At 40.6% G+C, this 17,858-nt stretch carries 16 protein-coding genes and 1 pseudogene (1 of these 17 cut by a window edge); 11 read left to right on the plus strand and 6 right to left on the minus strand.

Annotated features, from left to right (window positions below; genetic code table 11):
- The 4 genes in view from tsaE to tsaD are tightly spaced (at most 1 nt apart) and all read left to right on the plus strand, a layout consistent with a single transcriptional unit that may run on beyond the window.
- A protein-coding gene (gene tsaE, locus MUO14_RS14935; RefSeq protein WP_244751423.1) for a tRNA (adenosine(37)-N6)-threonylcarbamoyltransferase complex ATPase subunit type 1 TsaE crosses the window boundary here: on the plus strand, positions 1 to 151 show its 3' end. The gene continues 305 nt to the left of window position 1, outside the view; only the last 151 of its 456 coding nucleotides appear in the window; its start codon lies off the left edge, out of view; it ends in the stop codon at positions 149 to 151.
- Complete coding sequence (tsaB, locus tag MUO14_RS14940) at positions 148 to 834, plus strand: tRNA (adenosine(37)-N6)-threonylcarbamoyltransferase complex dimerization subunit type 1 TsaB (protein WP_244751424.1); 687 nt, start codon at positions 148 to 150, stop codon at positions 832 to 834. The genes tsaE and tsaB overlap by 4 nt, the downstream gene beginning before the upstream one ends.
- Position 835: 1 nt before the next feature.
- A complete protein-coding gene (rimI, locus tag MUO14_RS14945) occupies positions 836 to 1,282 on the plus strand; it encodes a ribosomal protein S18-alanine N-acetyltransferase (RefSeq protein ID WP_244751425.1) in 447 nt (148 codons plus the stop codon).
- Positions 1,279 to 2,310 (plus strand): tRNA (adenosine(37)-N6)-threonylcarbamoyltransferase complex transferase subunit TsaD, encoded by a 1,032-nt coding sequence (tsaD, locus tag MUO14_RS14950; RefSeq protein ID WP_244751426.1) that lies wholly within the window; start codon positions 1,279 to 1,281, stop codon positions 2,308 to 2,310. The genes rimI and tsaD overlap by 4 nt, the downstream gene beginning before the upstream one ends.
- A gap of 336 nt (positions 2,311 to 2,646) precedes the next feature.
- Here tsaD and MUO14_RS14955 read toward each other — a convergent pair whose 3' ends face one another.
- The gene (locus MUO14_RS14955; protein ID WP_304654188.1) at positions 2,647 to 4,581 is read right to left on the minus strand and encodes an ABC-F family ATP-binding cassette domain-containing protein; all 1,935 of its coding nucleotides are present in this window, start codon (positions 4,579 to 4,581) and stop codon (positions 2,647 to 2,649) included.
- A 147-nt stretch (positions 4,582 to 4,728) separates the two neighbouring features.
- On the opposite strand from MUO14_RS14955, the gene moaC reads away from it, so the two are divergent.
- A complete protein-coding gene (gene moaC / locus MUO14_RS14960; protein WP_244751427.1) occupies positions 4,729 to 5,211 on the plus strand; it encodes a cyclic pyranopterin monophosphate synthase MoaC in 483 nt (160 codons plus the stop codon).
- 12 nt (positions 5,212 to 5,223) lie between these two features.
- Positions 5,224 to 5,868, plus strand: coding sequence for a redox-sensing transcriptional repressor Rex (locus MUO14_RS14965; protein ID WP_244751428.1), 645 nt, complete (start codon positions 5,224 to 5,226; stop codon positions 5,866 to 5,868).
- 31 nt (positions 5,869 to 5,899) lie between these two features.
- Here the strand turns inward: MUO14_RS14965 and MUO14_RS14970 are convergent, their stop codons facing one another.
- Positions 5,900 to 6,088 carry a hypothetical protein gene (locus tag MUO14_RS14970; RefSeq protein ID WP_244751429.1) on the minus strand — a complete coding sequence of 63 codons (189 nt, stop codon included), beginning with the start codon at positions 6,086 to 6,088 and terminating at the stop codon, positions 5,900 to 5,902.
- A gap of 168 nt (positions 6,089 to 6,256) precedes the next feature.
- Between MUO14_RS14970 and MUO14_RS14975 the strand changes: the two genes are divergently transcribed.
- On the plus strand, positions 6,257 to 7,669 hold the full coding sequence (locus MUO14_RS14975; protein ID WP_244751430.1) for an MDR family MFS transporter: 1,413 nt from the start codon (positions 6,257 to 6,259) through the stop codon (positions 7,667 to 7,669).
- A gap of 133 nt (positions 7,670 to 7,802) precedes the next feature.
- Here MUO14_RS14975 and MUO14_RS14980 read toward each other — a convergent pair whose 3' ends face one another.
- On the minus strand, positions 7,803 to 8,006 hold the full coding sequence (locus MUO14_RS14980) for a DUF4305 domain-containing protein (protein WP_244751431.1): 204 nt from the start codon (positions 8,004 to 8,006) through the stop codon (positions 7,803 to 7,805).
- A 1-nt stretch (position 8,007) separates the two neighbouring features.
- Entirely contained in the window at positions 8,008 to 8,718 is a 711-nt protein-coding gene (locus MUO14_RS14985; protein WP_244751432.1) for a CPBP family intramembrane glutamic endopeptidase, read from the minus strand.
- Between the two features lie 258 nt (positions 8,719 to 8,976).
- Here MUO14_RS14985 and groES point away from each other — a divergent pair, with 258 nt between their 5' ends.
- Together groES and groL are read left to right on the plus strand one after the other, a co-directional pair.
- Positions 8,977 to 9,261 (plus strand): co-chaperone GroES, encoded by a 285-nt coding sequence (gene groES / locus MUO14_RS14990; protein WP_244751433.1) that lies wholly within the window; start codon positions 8,977 to 8,979, stop codon positions 9,259 to 9,261.
- 65 nt (positions 9,262 to 9,326) lie between these two features.
- Positions 9,327 to 10,963: pseudogene (gene groL, locus MUO14_RS14995) on the plus strand (chaperonin GroEL).
- Between the two features lie 905 nt (positions 10,964 to 11,868).
- Here groL and MUO14_RS15000 read toward each other — a convergent pair.
- Positions 11,869 to 13,047 (minus strand): ROK family transcriptional regulator, encoded by a 1,179-nt coding sequence (locus tag MUO14_RS15000; protein ID WP_244751434.1) that lies wholly within the window; start codon positions 13,045 to 13,047, stop codon positions 11,869 to 11,871.
- 234 nt (positions 13,048 to 13,281) lie between these two features.
- On the opposite strand from MUO14_RS15000, the gene MUO14_RS15005 reads away from it, so the two are divergent.
- Both MUO14_RS15005 and MUO14_RS15010 read left to right on the plus strand, forming a co-directional pair.
- On the plus strand, positions 13,282 to 14,538 hold the full coding sequence (locus MUO14_RS15005; RefSeq protein WP_244751435.1) for an ABC transporter substrate-binding protein: 1,257 nt from the start codon (positions 13,282 to 13,284) through the stop codon (positions 14,536 to 14,538).
- A gap of 53 nt (positions 14,539 to 14,591) precedes the next feature.
- A complete protein-coding gene (locus MUO14_RS15010; RefSeq protein WP_244751436.1) occupies positions 14,592 to 16,589 on the plus strand; it encodes a glycoside hydrolase family 31 protein in 1,998 nt (665 codons plus the stop codon).
- Positions 16,590 to 16,664: 75 nt separating this feature from the next.
- Here MUO14_RS15010 and MUO14_RS15015 read toward each other — a convergent pair whose 3' ends face one another.
- Positions 16,665 to 17,855, minus strand: coding sequence for an ROK family protein (locus tag MUO14_RS15015; protein WP_244751437.1), 1,191 nt, complete (start codon positions 17,853 to 17,855; stop codon positions 16,665 to 16,667).
- Positions 17,856 to 17,858 lie beyond the last annotated feature (3 nt).

The raw sequence follows: 17,858 nt of genomic DNA on the forward strand, positions 1-17,858 counted from the left end.
GGTCGTTGAATGGTCTCAATTCATTAGTGAGTATTTGCCAAAGGAGAGACTGGAAATTACCATCGAATACTGTAGTGAAACGGAACGAACATTGAAGCTCCAAGCCCATTCGCCACATTTTCAAAAAATTTGTGAGGAGATAGTCAGATGAATGTATTAGCGATAGATACATCTAATTATGTGATGGGTGTAGCGGTAGTAAAAGAGGGCATAGTTACGGGAGAGCTTGTAACGAATATAAAGAAAAATCATTCGATACGATTAATGCCTGCGATTGATCAGCTGATGAGTGAAACGGCTACAAAGCCTGAAGATCTTGATCGGATCGCGGTTGCTCACGGCCCAGGATCCTATACTGGTGTACGAATTGGGTTAACGACAGCTAAAACGATGGCGTGGTCACTCCAGATCCCTGTCGTGGGGGTATCAAGTCTTGAAGCTGTGGCTAGGCAAGGTGAGTTGTTCAGCGGTTACGTATGCCCTTTTTTTGATGCAAGGAGAGGGCTTGTGTACACTGGATTGTATGATTCAAATATGGAAATTTTAAAGGCTGAGACAAACATCTTAATGGAATCTTGGCTGGACCAGTTAAAAGGAATGGATGAGCCAATTTTATTTTTAAGTCAGGATATAGGAGCTTTTGAAGAATCTATAAAGGATGGACTTGGAGAGAAGGCGGTTATCCCAAGTGCGGCTTACCATTATGCACGACCATCTTTAGTTGCCTTAGCCGGTGCAGCAAAACAACCGGTAGGAACTCATGAGCTTGTTCCTAACTATTTACGGATACCAGAAGCAGAAGCAAAGTGGCTTGCGCAGCAGGAGAAGAAGTAAAATGGTAACGATACGAAAGATGCTGCCGGATGATATCGATGAAGTGATGGCGGTGGAACAGGCAACATTTGCTGTTCCTTGGACGGAGGAAACTTTTCTAAATGAGGTAAATGGTGAGAACCCTTATGCTCACTATCTTATAATTGAAAAAAATGGGGCGATTTTTGGTTACTGTGGATTATGGTTAATCATTGATGAAGCACATGTGACAAATATCGCGATACATCCAGATTATCGAGGACAGAGGTATGGAGAGAAGCTATTTCGACGGTCATTTGAAGAGGCGATTGAGATGGGAGCCATTCAGTTGAGCCTAGAAGTCCGTGTGTCGAATACGGCAGCCCAGCATTTGTACCGTAAGTTTGGACTGGTTCCTGGAGGTATTCGCAAAAAATATTATACAGATAATGGTGAGGATGCATTAGTGATGTGGGTGGGATTAAAATGAGTCAAGATCAATATGTACTGGCGATTGAAACGAGTTGTGATGAAACGGCTGTAGCGATTATAAAAAATGAGCGTGAGTTAGTGGCGAATGTTGTTGCATCGCAAATTGAAAGTCATAAACGATTTGGAGGCGTTGTACCTGAAATTGCTTCAAGGCACCATATTGAACAAATTACATTGACGCTTGAAGAAGCATTGACGGAATCAGACATTGAATTGGACCGGATCGATGCGATTGCGGTAACAGAAGGACCAGGTCTGGTGGGAGCACTCCTCGTTGGGGTGAATGCGGCTAAAGCATTAGCCTTTGCCAAGCAAAAACCGCTTGTCGGTGTGCATCATATCGCCGGACATATTTATGCGAATCGATTGGAAGAAGAGTTTGAGTTCCCGTTGTTGTCGTTGGTGGTCTCAGGGGGGCACACAGAGCTCATTTTAATGAAGGAGCATGGATCCTTTGAGGTGATTGGTGAAACAAGAGATGATGCGGCAGGGGAAGCGTATGATAAAGTAGCACGGACGTTAAAGCTTCCTTATCCCGGCGGACCTCATATCGATAAATTAGCTGAGGAAGGTGAGGTCAATATAGAATTCCCCCGTGCCTGGCTTGAGGATGGCTCTTATGACTTCAGTTTTAGTGGATTGAAATCGGCAGTTATCAACAAGCTGCACAATGCGAAGCAAAAGGGTGAAATAGTAAATTCTGAAGATGTGGCGGCTAGTTTTCAAGAGAGCGTTGTTGACGTGTTATCCACAAAAGCATATCATGCAGCGAAGGAATACGAAGTGAAACAAATCATTGTGGCTGGCGGTGTAGCTGCGAATCAGGGCTTAAGATCTGCCCTTCACCAAAAGTTTGATGAAGAGGATATTGATCTGTTGATTCCACCCCTCCATTTATGTACAGATAATGCAGCAATGATTGCTGCAGCAGGCGCTGTAGCTTTTAATCAAGGTCACCGATCAGGGTATGATTTAAATGCAAATCCAGCCTTGAGCTTAGAGAGATATGGGCGGCGAAGGCAATAAATAGGTATGATAAACTTTCCTCAGATTACTCGAAGGGAAGTTTATTTTTTTCGGTTAGTTATACACAAGCGTATATTTATACAGTGGATAAGTATAGGTTCAAGGGACGATACTTTATATGAAATCGGTAACAAAAATGTGGATAACTTACCGTTTTGTTGTGGATTATGTGCATAAACCTGTTGAGAACTGATATATCAACAGAATTTAACTGGATAACATGTGGATACTATAATAGAAGTCATACGCTCTTATACATTCAATAATGGAAATAAAATCCACCTCAGGTCATCCAATTTATGGATGACCTGAGGTGGAAGTAAATGGAGGGGAGACTTATTCATGCAGGGTTTCCCATTCTTCCATGAGGGTTTCGATTTGTTGTTGATGGGTTTGGTTGCTTTCGGTTAGCTCAAGTGACTTTTCATGGTCTTGAAAGATCTCAGGGTCACAGAGTAATGCTTCGATTTCTTCAATCTTACTTTCGATGGTCTCGATTTCTTGTTCGATTTCCGTGATTCGTCGCTGACGTTTTCGCTCTTCCCGTTTATCCGCTTTATCTTGTTCAAAGCTATTCTTTACCTGTGGTTCTTCGATATTGATCTTTTGCCCTACTGCTTCGGCTTCTTCAAGCTGCTGGAGCTCTATTTCGTCTTGTTTCTTTTGAACATAGTAATCATAGTCCCCAAGGAATGTACGCGTTTCTTCTGGATGCATTTCCACGACTTGAGTAGCAATTTTGTTAATAAAATAACGGTCATGGGAAACGAACAGGATTGTTCCCGGATAGTCAATGAGTGCAGATTCAAGTACTTCCTTGCTATCAAGATCCAAATGGTTCGTTGGTTCATCAAGGATAAGAAAATTGGCTTCCTGCATCATCAATTTGGCAAGCGACAGACGCGCCTTTTCTCCACCGCTAAGAGCAGAGACGGGCTTCAGCACATCCTCTCCTGAGAAAAGGAAATTACCGAGGATCGTCCTTATATCTTTCTCGTTCTTAAGTGGATACTCATCCCAAAGTTCATACAACACTGTCTTTTTTGAATGCAGCTTTGTTTGTTCTTGATCGTAGTAGCCGATTTGGACGTTCGTTCCTAGCATGATCGTTCCACCAGTCGTCTGTAACTCACCAATGATTGTTTTTAGCAGTGTTGTCTTTCCCACACCATTTGGACCGACTAAGGCAACGGAATCGCCTCGCTGTAAATTTACAGATAAATGATTAAATAATAGCGGGGAGCCAGGTTCATACTGAAATGCAAGGTCGCTCAGTTTCAGTACATCATTTCCGCTCTTCTTCTCAACCTGGAAACTGAATTTAGCGGATTGTTGGTCCGCTTTCGGTTTGTCGAGCTTGTCCATTTTCTCAAGCTGCTTTCTACGGCTTTGTGCACGTTTACTGGTTGTGGCACGAACAATATTTTTTTGAACAAACTCTTCCATTCGTTTAATTTCAGATTGTTGTTTTTCAAAATGCTTTAATTCAAGTTCGTAATCGGCTTCTTTCTTCTTTAAATAATCACTATAGTTGCCGTTAAATTTCTTCGATCCCTGGTGAGCAATTTCGTAAACAGTTTTAACAATTTCATCTAAGAAATAGCGGTCGTGGGAAACGATGACGACGGCCCCTTCATAGCCTTGCAGATAACCTTCTAACCAAGAAAGTGTCTCGATATCCAGGTGGTTGGTCGGTTCGTCAAGAATGAGAATATCAGGCTTTGTCAAAAGCAGTTTACCGAGGGCAAGCCGCGTTTTTTGTCCACCACTTAATGAAGTAATGGGTGTACTCCAATCGAAGTCGTGGAAGTTCAGGCCATTGAGCACAGCTTTAATCTCCGCTTCATATTGATAGCCGCCAGATCGCTTGAAGTAGTCCTGTTTTTCATCATAACTTGATAGCAGCCTCTGATAAGCTGTCTGGTCTTCCATACGTGCCGGATCGGCCATGTCTGCTTCCATTTTACGCAATTCACTCTCCAAGCGTTTCAGCTCAGCAAACACACCTTCCATCTCGTTCCATATAGATTTCTCGGAATCTAGTCCGGTATTCTGTGCTAAATATTCCATAGTGACATCTTTGGGTTTAAAAATATCACCAGAATCATGGCTCATTTCACCAGCCATCATTTTCAGGAGGGTACTTTTGCCCGCTCCATTTCGCCCAACGATGGCAATTCGATCGTGCATTTGTACTTCTAGTTTAATATTCGATAAAATTAACTCAGCCCCAAAACGCTTTGTTAATTGATTCAGTTGCATGAGAATCATTTCGTTTCACCTCAATGCCATAAGTGTATCTTATATAGGTTAACAGTAGCAAGGCGAGAGTCCCCTACTTGTAACGACTTCCAGTTGATTTTTTGATAGAATAGGAGTACTGTTTCATTAACTGACTGGGCAAAAGGAGCATGTTACATGTCTGAGTTTACTCATTATAATGACCAAGGACGCGCGAAGATGGTCGATATATCTGAAAAAGGCGATACCGTACGTACGGCTGTTGCTAAAACAAGTGTTGAAGTGAATGAGTCGATTTATCATAAAATAACGAATCAAACGATAGCTAAGGGTGATGTGTTAGCTGTCGCACAAGTAGCTGGAATTATGGCAGCTAAAAAAACGTCTGAATGGATTCCTATGTGTCATCCGCTTTCATTAAAAGGGATCGATGTGAACTTTGATTGGCACGTAGAAGATACGTATCAGCTGCTTATCGAAGTTCAAGTGAAAACAAAGGGAAGCACGGGGGTAGAAATGGAAGCGTTAACCGCCGCTTCTGCAACTGCGCTAACCGTGTATGACATGTGTAAAGCAGTAGACAAGGGTATGGTCATCGGTCCGACCTATCTTGACGAGAAAACAGGCGGAAAGAGTGGAGATTACCACAGAGAAGATTGAGGAGGTGGAGAAATGGATGCAGAACATACGAAGATTCCACAAGCAACAGCCAAGCGATTGCCGCTATACTATCGCTTTTTGAATAATTTACATAGCCAGGGGAAGCTCCGAGTTTCTTCAAGGGAACTGAGTGAAGCTGTGAAAGTAGATTCAGCTACGATCCGCCGCGATTTTTCCTATTTCGGAGCCCTTGGGAAAAAAGGCTATGGCTATAATGTAGAATACTTACTTTCCTTCTTTAGAAAGACGCTGGATCAGGATGAAACAACCAAGGTTGCGTTGATTGGTGTTGGAAATCTTGGTACGGCCTTTTTAAACTATAATTTCACAAAAAATAATAATACAAAAATAGAAGTAGCATTTGATGCCAGTAGCGATAGGATAGGGGAAGAAGTAGGAGGTGTGCCGGTTCAGCACATCGATGATTTAGAGAAGCGTATGGACGGAATTGGGGTAGCGATTTTAACCGTTCCTGCTACAGCGGCTCAAGGAATTGCAGATAGGCTGGTAGCGGCAGGGATATCTGGTGTATTAAACTTCACACCTGCCAGAATTACTGTGCCTTCCAATGTCCGGGTGCACCACATTGATCTAGCCATTGAGTTACAAGCACTTGTCTATTTTTTAAAGCATTACCCTTTAAATGAAGAAGACTAAAGAGACCGTTTGGGCACGGTCTCTTTTTGCTTTATGACTTATTTATTAGGGCTTTAACTCCTATATAAAGCAATGCTAAAGCGAAAACAATGATCGCTATTCCACCTATTATAGAAAAAAAGCTAGCGACCTCTGCGGTAATAACGGCTGAAGTTGGAATATTGGCTAAGGCAAAACCAGCGAGAATACAAGCTAAATAAAGTGTAGCTAAGTGATACATAATTGCCCCTCCTTCATTGATACTGTATGAAGATATTTATTTTAAGTGATTGCTTATCTAAAGATGAGAAGCATTACCCACTTTGTCTTCCACTTTATTGGTTAAGCGGAGTGCTGTAGGGGTATAGTGATAAATAGTTCGGATGTCGAAATAGTAGGGAGGGGTATGATGAGGAAGCTGCCGCACAAGTGGTTAGTTGTAGTATCCGTACTATTTGGAACCTTTACTGTCATTTTAAATAACAGTATGCTTAATCCTACGTTGCCAAGGTTTATTGATATTTTCAGTTCTAATGCCGTGGCTGTAGGTTGGATATTGACCATTTTTATGGTTTCCATGGGAATGACTATGCCGCTAACCGGCTATTTTGGAGATCGTTTTGGTAAAAAGAAAGTGTACATGGTAGGGTTATGTATCTTTATCATAGGCTCTTTATGCGGAGTATTCTCACAAACGCTTGGAATGATTATTTTTTCTCGGGCGATTCAGGGAATGGCCGGCGGTTTAATGATGCCCATTGCTATGGCGCTCATCTTCAATTCCTTTCCGCGTAATGAGCGAGGACTAGCTGTAGGGGTGTATGGAGTAGCCGCGATGGTCGCACCAGCTATCGGACCAACAGTGGGAGGCTTCATTATCCAGTTTTTAGACTGGCCCTGGTTGTTCGCTTTTAATATTCCTTTTGGTTTAATTGGACTTATTTTATCTTCCAAATTTCTTGAACGTACGGAAACAGATCCAACGAAGCGGTTTGATTATATCGGGTTTTTGATCATTACACTGGGAATAGGGTCTATTTTATATGCACTAGGCAGAGGGCGCAGTGTCGATACGTTAGTTGACCCGTTGAATATTGTTCTAGTAACAGGTGGATTGGCAGCCCTTGTTCTATTTGTATTCTATGAGAACCGGCAAGAGGATCCTTTACTTAATCTAACTGTCTTTAAGGTGCCAACATACACAGTGTCAATCTTAGTCACTTCGTCTGCTTCCATTGGATTGTTTTCAGGGATCTTCTTACTTCCCTTACTTATCCAGAATGTGTACGGATTGTCTGAAGTGATGACAGGATTGCTGTTCCTTCCAGCAGCAGTGGCTAGTGGGGTATTTATGTCGATCGGGGGACGTCTTCTTGATAAAAAGGGGCCGAAGTATGTTGTGCCGCCTGGACTTGCCATCATGGCAGCGGCCACCATTGGCCTCGGCATGCTGCAGTTATCTACACCATATTGGTTGATTCTAGCGCTTAATACCATTCGCGGCTTAGGTATGGGGATGGGGAATATGCCTGCCACGACTTCAGGGATGAATGCAATTCCTGAATCACTCGTCGCCCAAGGGTCCGCCATGAATAACATTATTAGACAAATTTCATCTTCTCTTGGTATTGTGTTTTTTTCGATTTATTATGAAGTGAGGCGGGCGCAAATTGCAACGGCCCCTGATATAGATATGCAAGCTGCTACATTACAAACATTGAATGAAGCGTTCCTAGTATCGGCAGGTGTGCTGATTCTTGCGATTCCGTTTTCATTTATCTTAAAAGGAGTTCAGGAAGATAAGCAGTTTAAACGTGCATGAAAGACAGCAAAGCAAGAAGTAACGCTGTGAGCATAAGAAAGTGCCCACAGCGTTACTTCTGTATATCTAATTTATCTTTTTTTCGCCATTCCGGTCTCGTAAAATAAATTCCCGCTTGAGATCTTCTGATAAGTTATTTTTTGTTGTTAGCATGTTTTATTTTAATATAAGCAATAACTAGGCGGACGGTTACAGCGAAGTTAAAAGTGGCAATGAGTACAGGAAGCAAAGTCCTTATATTCCATACGGTTTCCTCCGCAGAGTAGGCAGCAATTAAAGTAAATGCTGCCCCCATTGCGAAGTAAAGAAAGGCCATAAACAAAGGAGAAATCTTCATACTACATAAGGCCTCCAATAAAAATGGTCTGCAATTGTTCCTGCATTCGGCGAATTTCTTCTTCTGAAACGAAAAACTGTGTGATAACGACAAATGAATTCATCGCCATATGGGCAATGATCGGCGTAATAATACTCTTTGTCTTCACATAAAGGAAGGCGAAAACAACTCCCATAGCGAAGTAGACGAGCATATGTTTAAAGTCGAAATGAAACGCACCAAATATGAATGCAGACAGAAGGACAGCGACGAAAAAGTTGGATCTCTTGTAAATCGAACCAAAAATAATTTTACGGAAAATGATTTCCTCGGTGATTGGTGCAAATACGACAGGCAATAAGATGAATAATGGGGATTGTCTTGCAATTTCCATCAAGCTCATCGTATTCTCAGAGCCAGCTGGTACACCGAACACCTCTGTTTCAATAAGAGCGGCTAGCCCTTGAGCGAATAGGGCAAGAAATACACCTAAAATTGACCAAAGAACGATCTTTCCGGGTCCTGACCTGTCGTCCCGCATTTTGGCTTGTTTCATATCTTTTCTTAACAATCTTAGAATGATAATGGTAGCGATGGTAAAGCTGATAACTGACCATACAGCAATTGCATCAGATTCATTTAAGCCAAGGGCTAACATAAGTGGCAGTCCAACTAGCGTGGACAGCTGTGCAGCCACATACGTAAGAATAATAAACCAATATCGTTTAGGCATCTAAACACGACTCCTTTTTTCTAAAAAAAGTAACATTACATACCTTATGTATTTTATCATAGTTTAAAAACCACAAGTAAGGATAAGGATTGAGACGCTCCGAAGTTTGCAGAAAAAAAGATATGAAAAATCTAATCATTCTACTTGAAAAACGATAATGAATTGATTATGATAAGAATTGTGTTAGCACTCGACACTTCAGAGTGCTAATAACCGACACAAATCGAGAAATGAACCTTATTAAGGAGGGTGTCCTAATTGTTAAAGCCACTAGGTGATCGTATTGTAATTGAATTAGTAGAAGAAGAACAAACTACTGCAAGCGGAATCGTACTTCCCGACTCTGCGAAAGAAAAGCCTCAAGAAGGTAAAATCGTAGCAGTTGGTGCAGGACGAGTAACTGAAAACGGTGAGAAGATTGCACTTGAAGTTTCACAAGGTGATCATGTCATCTATTCTAAGTTTGCAGGTACTGAAGTAAAATATGAAGGCAATGAATACTTAATCATTCGCGAAAGTGATATTTTAGCAGTCGTTCAGTAATATCTACAATGGGTTATGACCATAGAGGATATCGATACGAAATTTGATAAGGAGGGCATTTTATTATGGCTAAAGAGATTAAATTTAGTGAAGACGCACGTCGCGCAATGCTTCGTGGTGTAGATACATTGGCAGATGCCGTTAAAGTAACATTAGGACCAAAAGGACGTAACGTCGTACTTGATAAAAAATTCGGATCTCCACTGATTACAAATGATGGGGTAACCATTGCAAAAGAAATCGAATTAGAAGATCACTTCGAAAATATGGGGCACAGCTTGTATCTGAAGTTGCTTCTAAAACAAATGACGTAGCAGGTGACGGTACAACAACTGCGACAGTACTTGCTCAAGCTATGATTCGTGAAGGTTTGAAAAACGTAACGTCTGGCGCGAACCCTGTTGGTATCCGTCGCGGAATCGAACAAGCGGTAGAAGTTGCCACTGAAGAGCTTCGTAAAATTACTAAACCAATCGAAGGCCGTGAGTCTATTGCACAGGTAGCTTCCATTTCCTCTTCAGATAATGAAGTGGGGCAGCTAATAGCTGAAGCTATGGAGCGTGTTGGAAACGACGGTGTTATCACGATCGAAGAATCAAAAGGATTCAATACAGAGCTAGAAGTAGTAGAAGGGATGCAATTTGATCGCGGATACGCTTCTCCATATATGGTTACAGACCAAGATAAGATGGAAGCCGTTCTTGAAGATCCTTACATTCTAATTACAGACAAGAAGATTAATAACATTCAGGAAGTCCTTCCTGTACTTGAGCAGGTTGTTCAACAATCCAAGCCGCTTCTACTAATCTCTGAAGACGTAGAAGGCGAAGCACTTGCAACACTTGTTGTTAACAAACTTCGCGGCACATTTAACGCAGTAGCCGTTAAAGCACCAGGCTTTGGCGATCGTCGTAAAGCCATGCTTGAAGACATCGCAACACTAACTGGCGGCCAAGTGATCACCGAAGATCTTGGATTAGATCTGAAAAACACTACAATCGATCAGCTTGGACGTGCATCCAAAGCAGTGATCACAAAAGAAAATACAACAATCGTTGAAGGGAACGGTAACCCAGAGCAAATCGCTTCCCGCGTTGCTCAAGTCCGTGCCCAAGCTGAAGAATCCACTTCAGAATTCGATAAGGAGAAATTGCAAGAACGCCTTGCTAAACTTGCTGGCGGAGTAGCTGTCATCAAAGTTGGTGCAGCCACAGAAACAGAATTGAAAGAGCGTAAACTACGCATTGAAGATGCATTGAACTCTACTCGCGCAGCAGTAGAAGAAGGCATCGTTGCAGGTGGCGGTACAGCCCTAATAAACATTATCAAATCTGTTGAAGGACTAGGTCTAGTTGATGACGAAGGAACAGGTGCAAGCATTGTTCTACGTGCATTAGAAGAACCAGTTCGTCAAATCGTTCACAATGCAGGGCTTGAAGGCTCCATTATTGTTGAGCGTCTGAAAGGTGAAGCAGTAGGTACTGGCTTTAATGCAGCTACTGGTGAATGGGTAGACATGATCGATAGCGGAATTGTTGACCCAACAAAAGTAACTCGTTCTGCCTTGCAAAACGCAGCATCTGTTGCGGCTATGTTCTTGACTACTGAAGCAGTCGTTGCTGACCACCCTGAGGAAGACAACGGCGGTGGCGGCGGTATGCCTGACATGGGCGGAATGGGTGGAATGGGCGGCATGATGTGATAGCGCTCATGACAAGGGTTTTGTAGCATAGAATAAAATGACAGGGTTTTAAAATTAAGAAGCCCTTCAAAATTTTTCTGACTTTTGAAGGGCTTCTTTTCATCTGCAGGAGATTCTTAGATTTTTATAACGAACAGTAGCGATTGAAGATCCGCCTTATACTTACTCTTTGTTGATAATCCAACCTATTACCCGTGGATCAATATGGGTGAACCCTGATGATATTATAGCACTACAAAAAAAGCATCGTAATCGAATGCTCTTTTTAATTCCTTATTCAAAACCCTGCTCCGCCTTCCTATGCTACACGATTGATGACTTTTTTATCTTTTAAATATAAGAATCACAATAAATACCTCAAAAGATTTTCTCAAGGGAAAAAGCTTTAACGTTATAAAATATTCTAGAGATATCTTTGAGAAATTATTGAAGAGTAATAGCTCGGAAAGTGAGGTCATTAAACGTGAGGAGAAAGAGGATGTCCTGCAAAAAGCCCTTTTTCTACCACCTAAATACAGGGAAGTTATTATAAGGCATCTTCCAACGCCCGTAAGCTGTTCACTTCATTCAAATGAGCGTAAATCATCAAAGAAGATAGGATTCAAACGAACATTTTTTCATATATCGATCCATTTCTTGAATGGGAGCAGCTAAATATTTATATTTATGGCGTTTACGTATTTACCAAATGACGTTTTTGCGGTATTCTTGTCCATACGGTTGTCCTTTATTTTGGATTTGGACAGGAACCCCCTGCGCCAACCATTATAAAGGATTTTTTATGGAAAAGGATAAATTCTAAACATTCAAATATTATTTATGCAACACTTGTGTGTGAAATTATAAATTTATTTTGAAACTTCCCCAATGTTACTTAATCGATAGGTATTACTAAGAATCTAAAATCAGTCTTGAAGTATATCCACCTTAAGAAAATTTTCGACTGTGAACGCGGAGACTCCCAGAGCTGTGGCATGCTTGTGTAATTCTGAAAAGCAGACATTCACGTCATCTTTTTGAAACCATAAGGCGTTATTTTGAGTCTTTTCAAGCAATGGTTCTTTAATCCATTGTTTGGCGGCAACCAGCCGATTTCCTATAATTACTTTTTCAGGGTTGAATGTATTGATAATGTTCGTGATCCCGATTCCTAAATAGGCTCCGATTGTCTGAAAAGATTTTATCATGTCTACGTTTCCTCCATTTGTTAAACGAATCATCTTTTCGAGGGTGTCTTGTTCTCTTGTATATCCCATCTTGTGGGCATAATTAATCAACGCTTTTTCAGAGGCATACAATTCCCAGCAACCTTTATTCCCACATTGACACTTTGCACCATTTACTTCGATAGTCATATGCCCCAACTCACCAGAAAAACCATTACTACCTCGGTACAACTTACCATTCAGTACTAAACCAACACCGATTCCGACGCCTACACTAACGTAGACGATATCTTTTCCCTCCTTGCCTACACCGAACTTTTTCTCTCCATAAGCACCTGCATTGGCTTCGTTTTCAATAATGACAGGACAATTGTATTTCTCATTAATTAATTGTTTAAGGTTTACATTTTGCCAGCCGAGATTAGGGGAAAGTAGAATTTTCCCATCGTTATTGACTGCTCCAGGAACACCGATACCGATTCCTACTATTTCATAAGGACTTTGTGGAGAGGCAGTAATAAGAAAATCAACAATTTCAAATAACTTTTCATTAATATTTTCATAAGAAAGCTGATGGAAGGTAGTTGATGTTTCTTCGCACACATTTCCTTCTAAGTCTGTAAGTATTCCCAAAATATAATTGACCCCAATATCAATACCTATACAGTACCCTGCATGTCGATTAAACAGCAGCATGACAGGTCTCCTTCCTCCACTTGATTCCCCAGGTCCTTTTTCATAAATTAAATCTTCCTTTAAAAGTTCAGTAACTTGAGAGGATACTGTACCTTTATTTAATCCTGTTTTTTTTGCGATTTCGGCTCTAGAGATAGGAGCATGTGTCATGATTGACTTTAACACTAGTGATTTATTTCCATTTCTAATCGTGTTCTGATTCCACGTTTTTAATTTATTCATAGTTATCCATCCTATTCATAGGGTTTTTTTACATCATATCACGGATTACTTAGTTTATCCTGTAGACAAACTAAGTAAGCTTTGATAACATTTGATTTAGTGAATAGAAATCAAAGAATATTCATAACTATCTGAAATTTAGGGAGGGATGATGACAGAGAGAGCGTTTATAATTTGGTGTGATGTCAGTTAGGGTTACTTGTTTAAATTCAAGTCTTAAAAGGGGTGTGGAATTTGAAAGAAAGGAAAATACTTCTACTATTTATTAGTCTGTTAGTAACTCTTTTCATAGTAGGGTGCAGTGGTGATTCGATGTCTTCTAAGGATAGTGGAGGAGGGAAGGAAAATAGTGAAGGTAAAGAAGAAATTCTTTTATGGCACTATTACACTGGGTCTGAAGAAATATTGGTTGATTTACAGGAAAAGTTTAATGAATCCCAAGATGACATAGAATTAAATTTGGAATATATACCTTTCAGTGATATGAAAAAGCAACTAGCCATAGGATCGGCTGGAGATACGTTACCAGACTTGATCATCTCTGATACGGTTGACAATGCTTCCCTGGCTTCGATGGGAGTGTTGGAAGATATTACAGATAGAATCGACGAGTGGGGCCAAACCGATAAATTTCTTAAAGGCCCAATGGATTCAACGGTCTTTAAGGGTAGAAATTATGGTCTGCCAATTACAAGTAATGCTTTAGGTTTATTTTATAATAAAGCAAAGCTTGAAGAAGCGGGTATTTCCGAACCTCCTTCTAATTGGAATGAATTAAAGGAATCAGCAAATAAACTGACTACAGAAAGTCAAAAAGGTATTGGTATTTCAGCAGTGAAATCGGAAGAATCAACTTTCCAATTTTACCCATTTTTGTACTCTGCTGGTGGTAATTATAAGGAATTAGGTGATGAAAAAGCTATCGATGCTTTACGTTTAATAGATGATTTGATGGAGAAAGGTTTCATGAGCCAAGATGTATTAAACTCCACTCAAGACGATTTAACTCGAAAATTCAGTGCTGGAGAAATCGGTATGATGGTGAATGGTCCTTGGATCATTGACCGATTGAAAGAGGAAAGTCCAGATTTGGATTTCGGAATCACTCCTATTCCTAAAAATGAGCGATTCTCTTCTGTCCTTGGTGGGGATAATATGGCATTGATTAAGGATGGAAACGTTGACGCAGCCTGGAAATTCATGACTTGGTTACTCGAACCTGAGCAATTGGAAGAATTTGCAGTTGGCACTGGTTACTTCCCACCTCGTAAGGATGTATTGAATCAATCTGATTATTGGAAAAATGATGAACACTTAAGCGAATTCATCCCAATCATGGAAACGGCTGAAGCTCGAGGACCTTCCCCAGAATGGCCTGAAATTTCTGAAGCGATCCAAAATGCTATCCAGGAAGCACTTACAGATACGAAGACTCCAAAGGAAGCACTTGAGGATGCATCAACTAAGGTACAAGAAATAACTCAAGAATAAATGTGAAATTAGGTATTCTAAGAGGTTTGACAACACGAAGTAGGAGGATAATTATGGATAGTGTTTTTAGGGTAGATCAAAATCGGTTAATACGTGAATATGATAGTGAAACAATATGGTTGGAACCATGGGGTATCAACAGTTTAAGGGTTCGCTCTACCTTTAAGGAAGTTATGTTGAATGAGGACTGGGCATTGCTTGGACCAGATAGAACTTCACCAGATATTGTTATTAAGGATAATAAAGCATCCATCCAAAACGGTAAGATTCGAGCAGAGATAACAGCAGCAGGGAAAATAACTTTTTTAAACCAAAAAAACGATGTTTTATTAGAGGAATATGTTAGAAACAGAAAGAATATCGACGAATTTTGTAGTGCTTTGAAAATTGATGCTCGGGAGTTCAAGCCGCACCTCGGTGGGGATTATCAATTAAGCCAGAGATTCGAGTCTGATCCTAAAGAGAAGATTTTTGGTATGGGTCAATATCAACAGCCCTATATGGATGTTAAAAATTGCACCTTAGAGTTAGCTCAAAGGAACTCACAAGCTAGTATACCCTTTGCGCTCTCGAGTTTAGGATACGGGTTCTTGTGGAATAATCCTGCTATTGGAAAAGTAACCTTCGGAAAGAATATGACAGAGTGGTCGGTTTATTCCACGCAGCAATTGGATTATTGGATTACTGCAGGCGATACACCGGCAGAAATCGAAGAAGCCTATGCAACAGCAACTGGAAAAGTACCGAATATGCCTGATTATGGATTAGGGTTTTGGCAATGTAAATTACGCTATCAGACACAGGAAGAACTATTGGAAGTAGCGCGGGAATATAAGCAGAGAGAACTACCGATATCCGTCATAGTTATTGATTATTTTCACTGGCCTACACAGGGGGACTGGCGTTTTGATCCAGAATACTGGCCGGATCCAGAAGCTATGGCCAATGAACTGAACGACATGGGCATAGAACTGATGGTTTCAATATGGCCGACTGTTGATAAACAAAGTGAAAATTTTCAGGAAATGTTGCAAAAAGGATATCTTACACGCACTGATAGAGGTATTAGAACTACCCATGATTTTTTAGGTCAAACCCTTTATTTTGATGCAACGAATCCATCTGCTAGAGATTATGTATGGCAAAAAGCCAAGAAAAACTATTATGATAAGGGCATCAAAACTTTCTGGTTAGATGAAGCCGAACCTGAGTATAATGTATATGATTTCGATAACTTCAGATATCATAAAGGACCGAATTTACAAGTGGGCAATATTTATCCAACTATGTTCGCGAAAGCATTTTATGATGGTATGAAAGAAGAAGGCCAAGAAGATGTGGTTAATTTGGTAAGGTGCGGGTGGGCTGGCAGTCAACGGTATGGTTCTCTTATCTGGTCTGGTGATATTGATTCTAGCTTTGCTGCTATGAGAGACCAATTTGCTATCGGATTGAATATGGGACTATCAGGTATTCCGTGGTGGACGACTGATATTGGCGGATTCCATGGAGGTAATCCAGAGGACCTGGATTTCAGGGAGTGTATCATCCGCTGGTTCCAATATGGAGCATTTTGTCCGGTTTTCCGTTTGCACGGTGACCGTGAGCCGCACTCAGAACCCTTGGGCGATAGCGGTGGTGGTCTGTGTCCTAGTGGAGCTAATAATGAAGTTTGGAGTTATGGTGAAGAAGCCTACGCAATCTTTAAGAAATATATGCAGATGCGGGAACGACTCAAACCATATATAGCAAATTTAATGAAGGAAGCACATGAGAAAGGAACACCACCAATGCGTCCTTTGTTTTATGACTTTCCTGAAGATCAGTTAGCCTGGGAAACTGATGATGCTTATATGTTCGGTCCAGATATTTTAGTGGCGCCAGTATTATATGAAGGGCAAAGAACAAGAACTTTATACCTTCCTAAAGGTGCAACATGGAAAAATACACTAACTGGCCGAATTTATCAGGGAGGAGTAAATATAGAATGTGAGGCCCCCTTGGATTCCATTCCACTATTCATAAAAGATGGAGCTGCTATACCTCTTTAATGTTATGATAGGCAATGTAAAAAATCGCCCCGCATAAGGGAGCGATTTTTTCGTTATACGTTACACGATGATCTATTAGTATTCTACAGATACTCGTTGTGCAGACAAAAATTTTGAAATAGCAAAAGAAGATGAACCAAGTGCGCATGAATAATTTTTCAATCCGGAAAATTTAATGCTTGAGTCTTGTCTATGGAAGACAGATAATCTATCTTCGAGAACTCTATTAATTGGGTTTATAATCCAATTTTCGAGTTCCGAAAAACGATTGCCGATGATTACCATTTCCGGATTGAATGTGTTGATGATATTTGTAATTCCAATTCCTAAATTATCGCCGATCCTATACAATAAGTCGAGGATTTCTTGATTACCGTTTCGAGCTTCATTAATAATATGTTCAATGTTTATCTCGTGATTACTTTCGCTTTTTATCAGTTTATTGGCTTCTTCTAGAAGTACACTTTCAGAAGCATATAGCTCCCAGCAGCCCCTATTCCCGCATGGGCATTTATTCCCGTGTCCATCTATTGTTACATGTCCCCACTCCCCTGAAATCCCAGAGGATCCTTTGAACAATTTATTGTTGATAATGATTCCGGTACCTATCCCGATGCCTACACTTATGTAAACCAAGTTCTCAACATCTTTACCGACACCGTAAAGTCTTTCGCCGTGGGCGCCAGCATTTGCTTCATTCTCGATAGTTACTGGAATTTTGAATGTGTCTTCGACTACTTTTCGAAGATCTACCTGATTCCATTTTAAGTTAGGGGCAAAAAGGATTTTTCCATTGCTATCCACGATTCCAGGTATTCCGATTCCTATCCCGATAATCCCATAAGGACTAGGCGGTGTTAAATTTATTAAAGAAGTGATCACATGATTCAACTGATGGATGACTGAACTTACTTCAATGTTATCGATCGGTTGAGTTACTTCATTAATATGATTCCCTCTTAAATCCGTAAGAACACCCCTAATATAGTTGACTCCAAGGTCAATTCCGATTGAATGACCAGCATGATTATTGAAGTAAAGCATCACGGGTTTTCTTCCTCCACTCGATTGTCCAGGACCTATTTCATAAACTAGTTTGTTTTCCAGTAATTCATTCACCATTGTTGATACAGTTGCTTTGTTAAGACCTTCTTCCTTTGAAATTTGGGCCCGTGATATAGGCCCTTTATGTTCAATGGCATTCAAAACAACTGACTTATTGATCTTTTTTACTAAATTTTGATCCCCAGTCTGAAATGTTTTCATTTA

Source organism: Halobacillus shinanisalinarum (genome assembly GCF_022919835.1).
GTDB lineage: Bacteria > Bacillota > Bacilli > Bacillales > Halobacillaceae > Halobacillus_A > Halobacillus_A shinanisalinarum.

Bases quoted from the DNA above. Each gene is read 5' to 3' on its own strand.
- tsaB (WP_244751424.1), top strand. From the start codon at position 148: ATGAATGTATTAGCGATAGATACATCTAATTATGTGATGGGTGTAGCG.
- rimI (WP_244751425.1), top strand. From the start codon at position 836: ATGGTAACGATACGAAAGATGCTGCCGGATGATATCGATGAAGTGATG.
- tsaD (WP_244751426.1), top strand. From the start codon at position 1,279: ATGAGTCAAGATCAATATGTACTGGCGATTGAAACGAGTTGTGATGAA.
- MUO14_RS14955 (WP_304654188.1), bottom strand. From the start codon at position 4,581: ATGATTCTCATGCAACTGAATCAATTAACAAAGCGTTTTGGGGCTGAG.
- moaC (WP_244751427.1), top strand. From the start codon at position 4,729: ATGTCTGAGTTTACTCATTATAATGACCAAGGACGCGCGAAGATGGTC.
- MUO14_RS14965 (WP_244751428.1), top strand. From the start codon at position 5,224: ATGGATGCAGAACATACGAAGATTCCACAAGCAACAGCCAAGCGATTG.
- MUO14_RS14970 (WP_244751429.1), bottom strand. From the start codon at position 6,088: ATGTATCACTTAGCTACACTTTATTTAGCTTGTATTCTCGCTGGTTTT.
- MUO14_RS14975 (WP_244751430.1), top strand. From the start codon at position 6,257: ATGAGGAAGCTGCCGCACAAGTGGTTAGTTGTAGTATCCGTACTATTT.
- MUO14_RS14980 (WP_244751431.1), bottom strand. From the start codon at position 8,006: ATGAAGATTTCTCCTTTGTTTATGGCCTTTCTTTACTTCGCAATGGGG.
- MUO14_RS14985 (WP_244751432.1), bottom strand. From the start codon at position 8,718: ATGCCTAAACGATATTGGTTTATTATTCTTACGTATGTGGCTGCACAG.
- MUO14_RS15000 (WP_244751434.1), bottom strand. From the start codon at position 13,047: ATGAATAAATTAAAAACGTGGAATCAGAACACGATTAGAAATGGAAAT.
- MUO14_RS15010 (WP_244751436.1), top strand. From the start codon at position 14,592: ATGGATAGTGTTTTTAGGGTAGATCAAAATCGGTTAATACGTGAATAT.
- MUO14_RS15015 (WP_244751437.1), bottom strand. From the start codon at position 17,855: ATGAAAACATTTCAGACTGGGGATCAAAATTTAGTAAAAAAGATCAAT.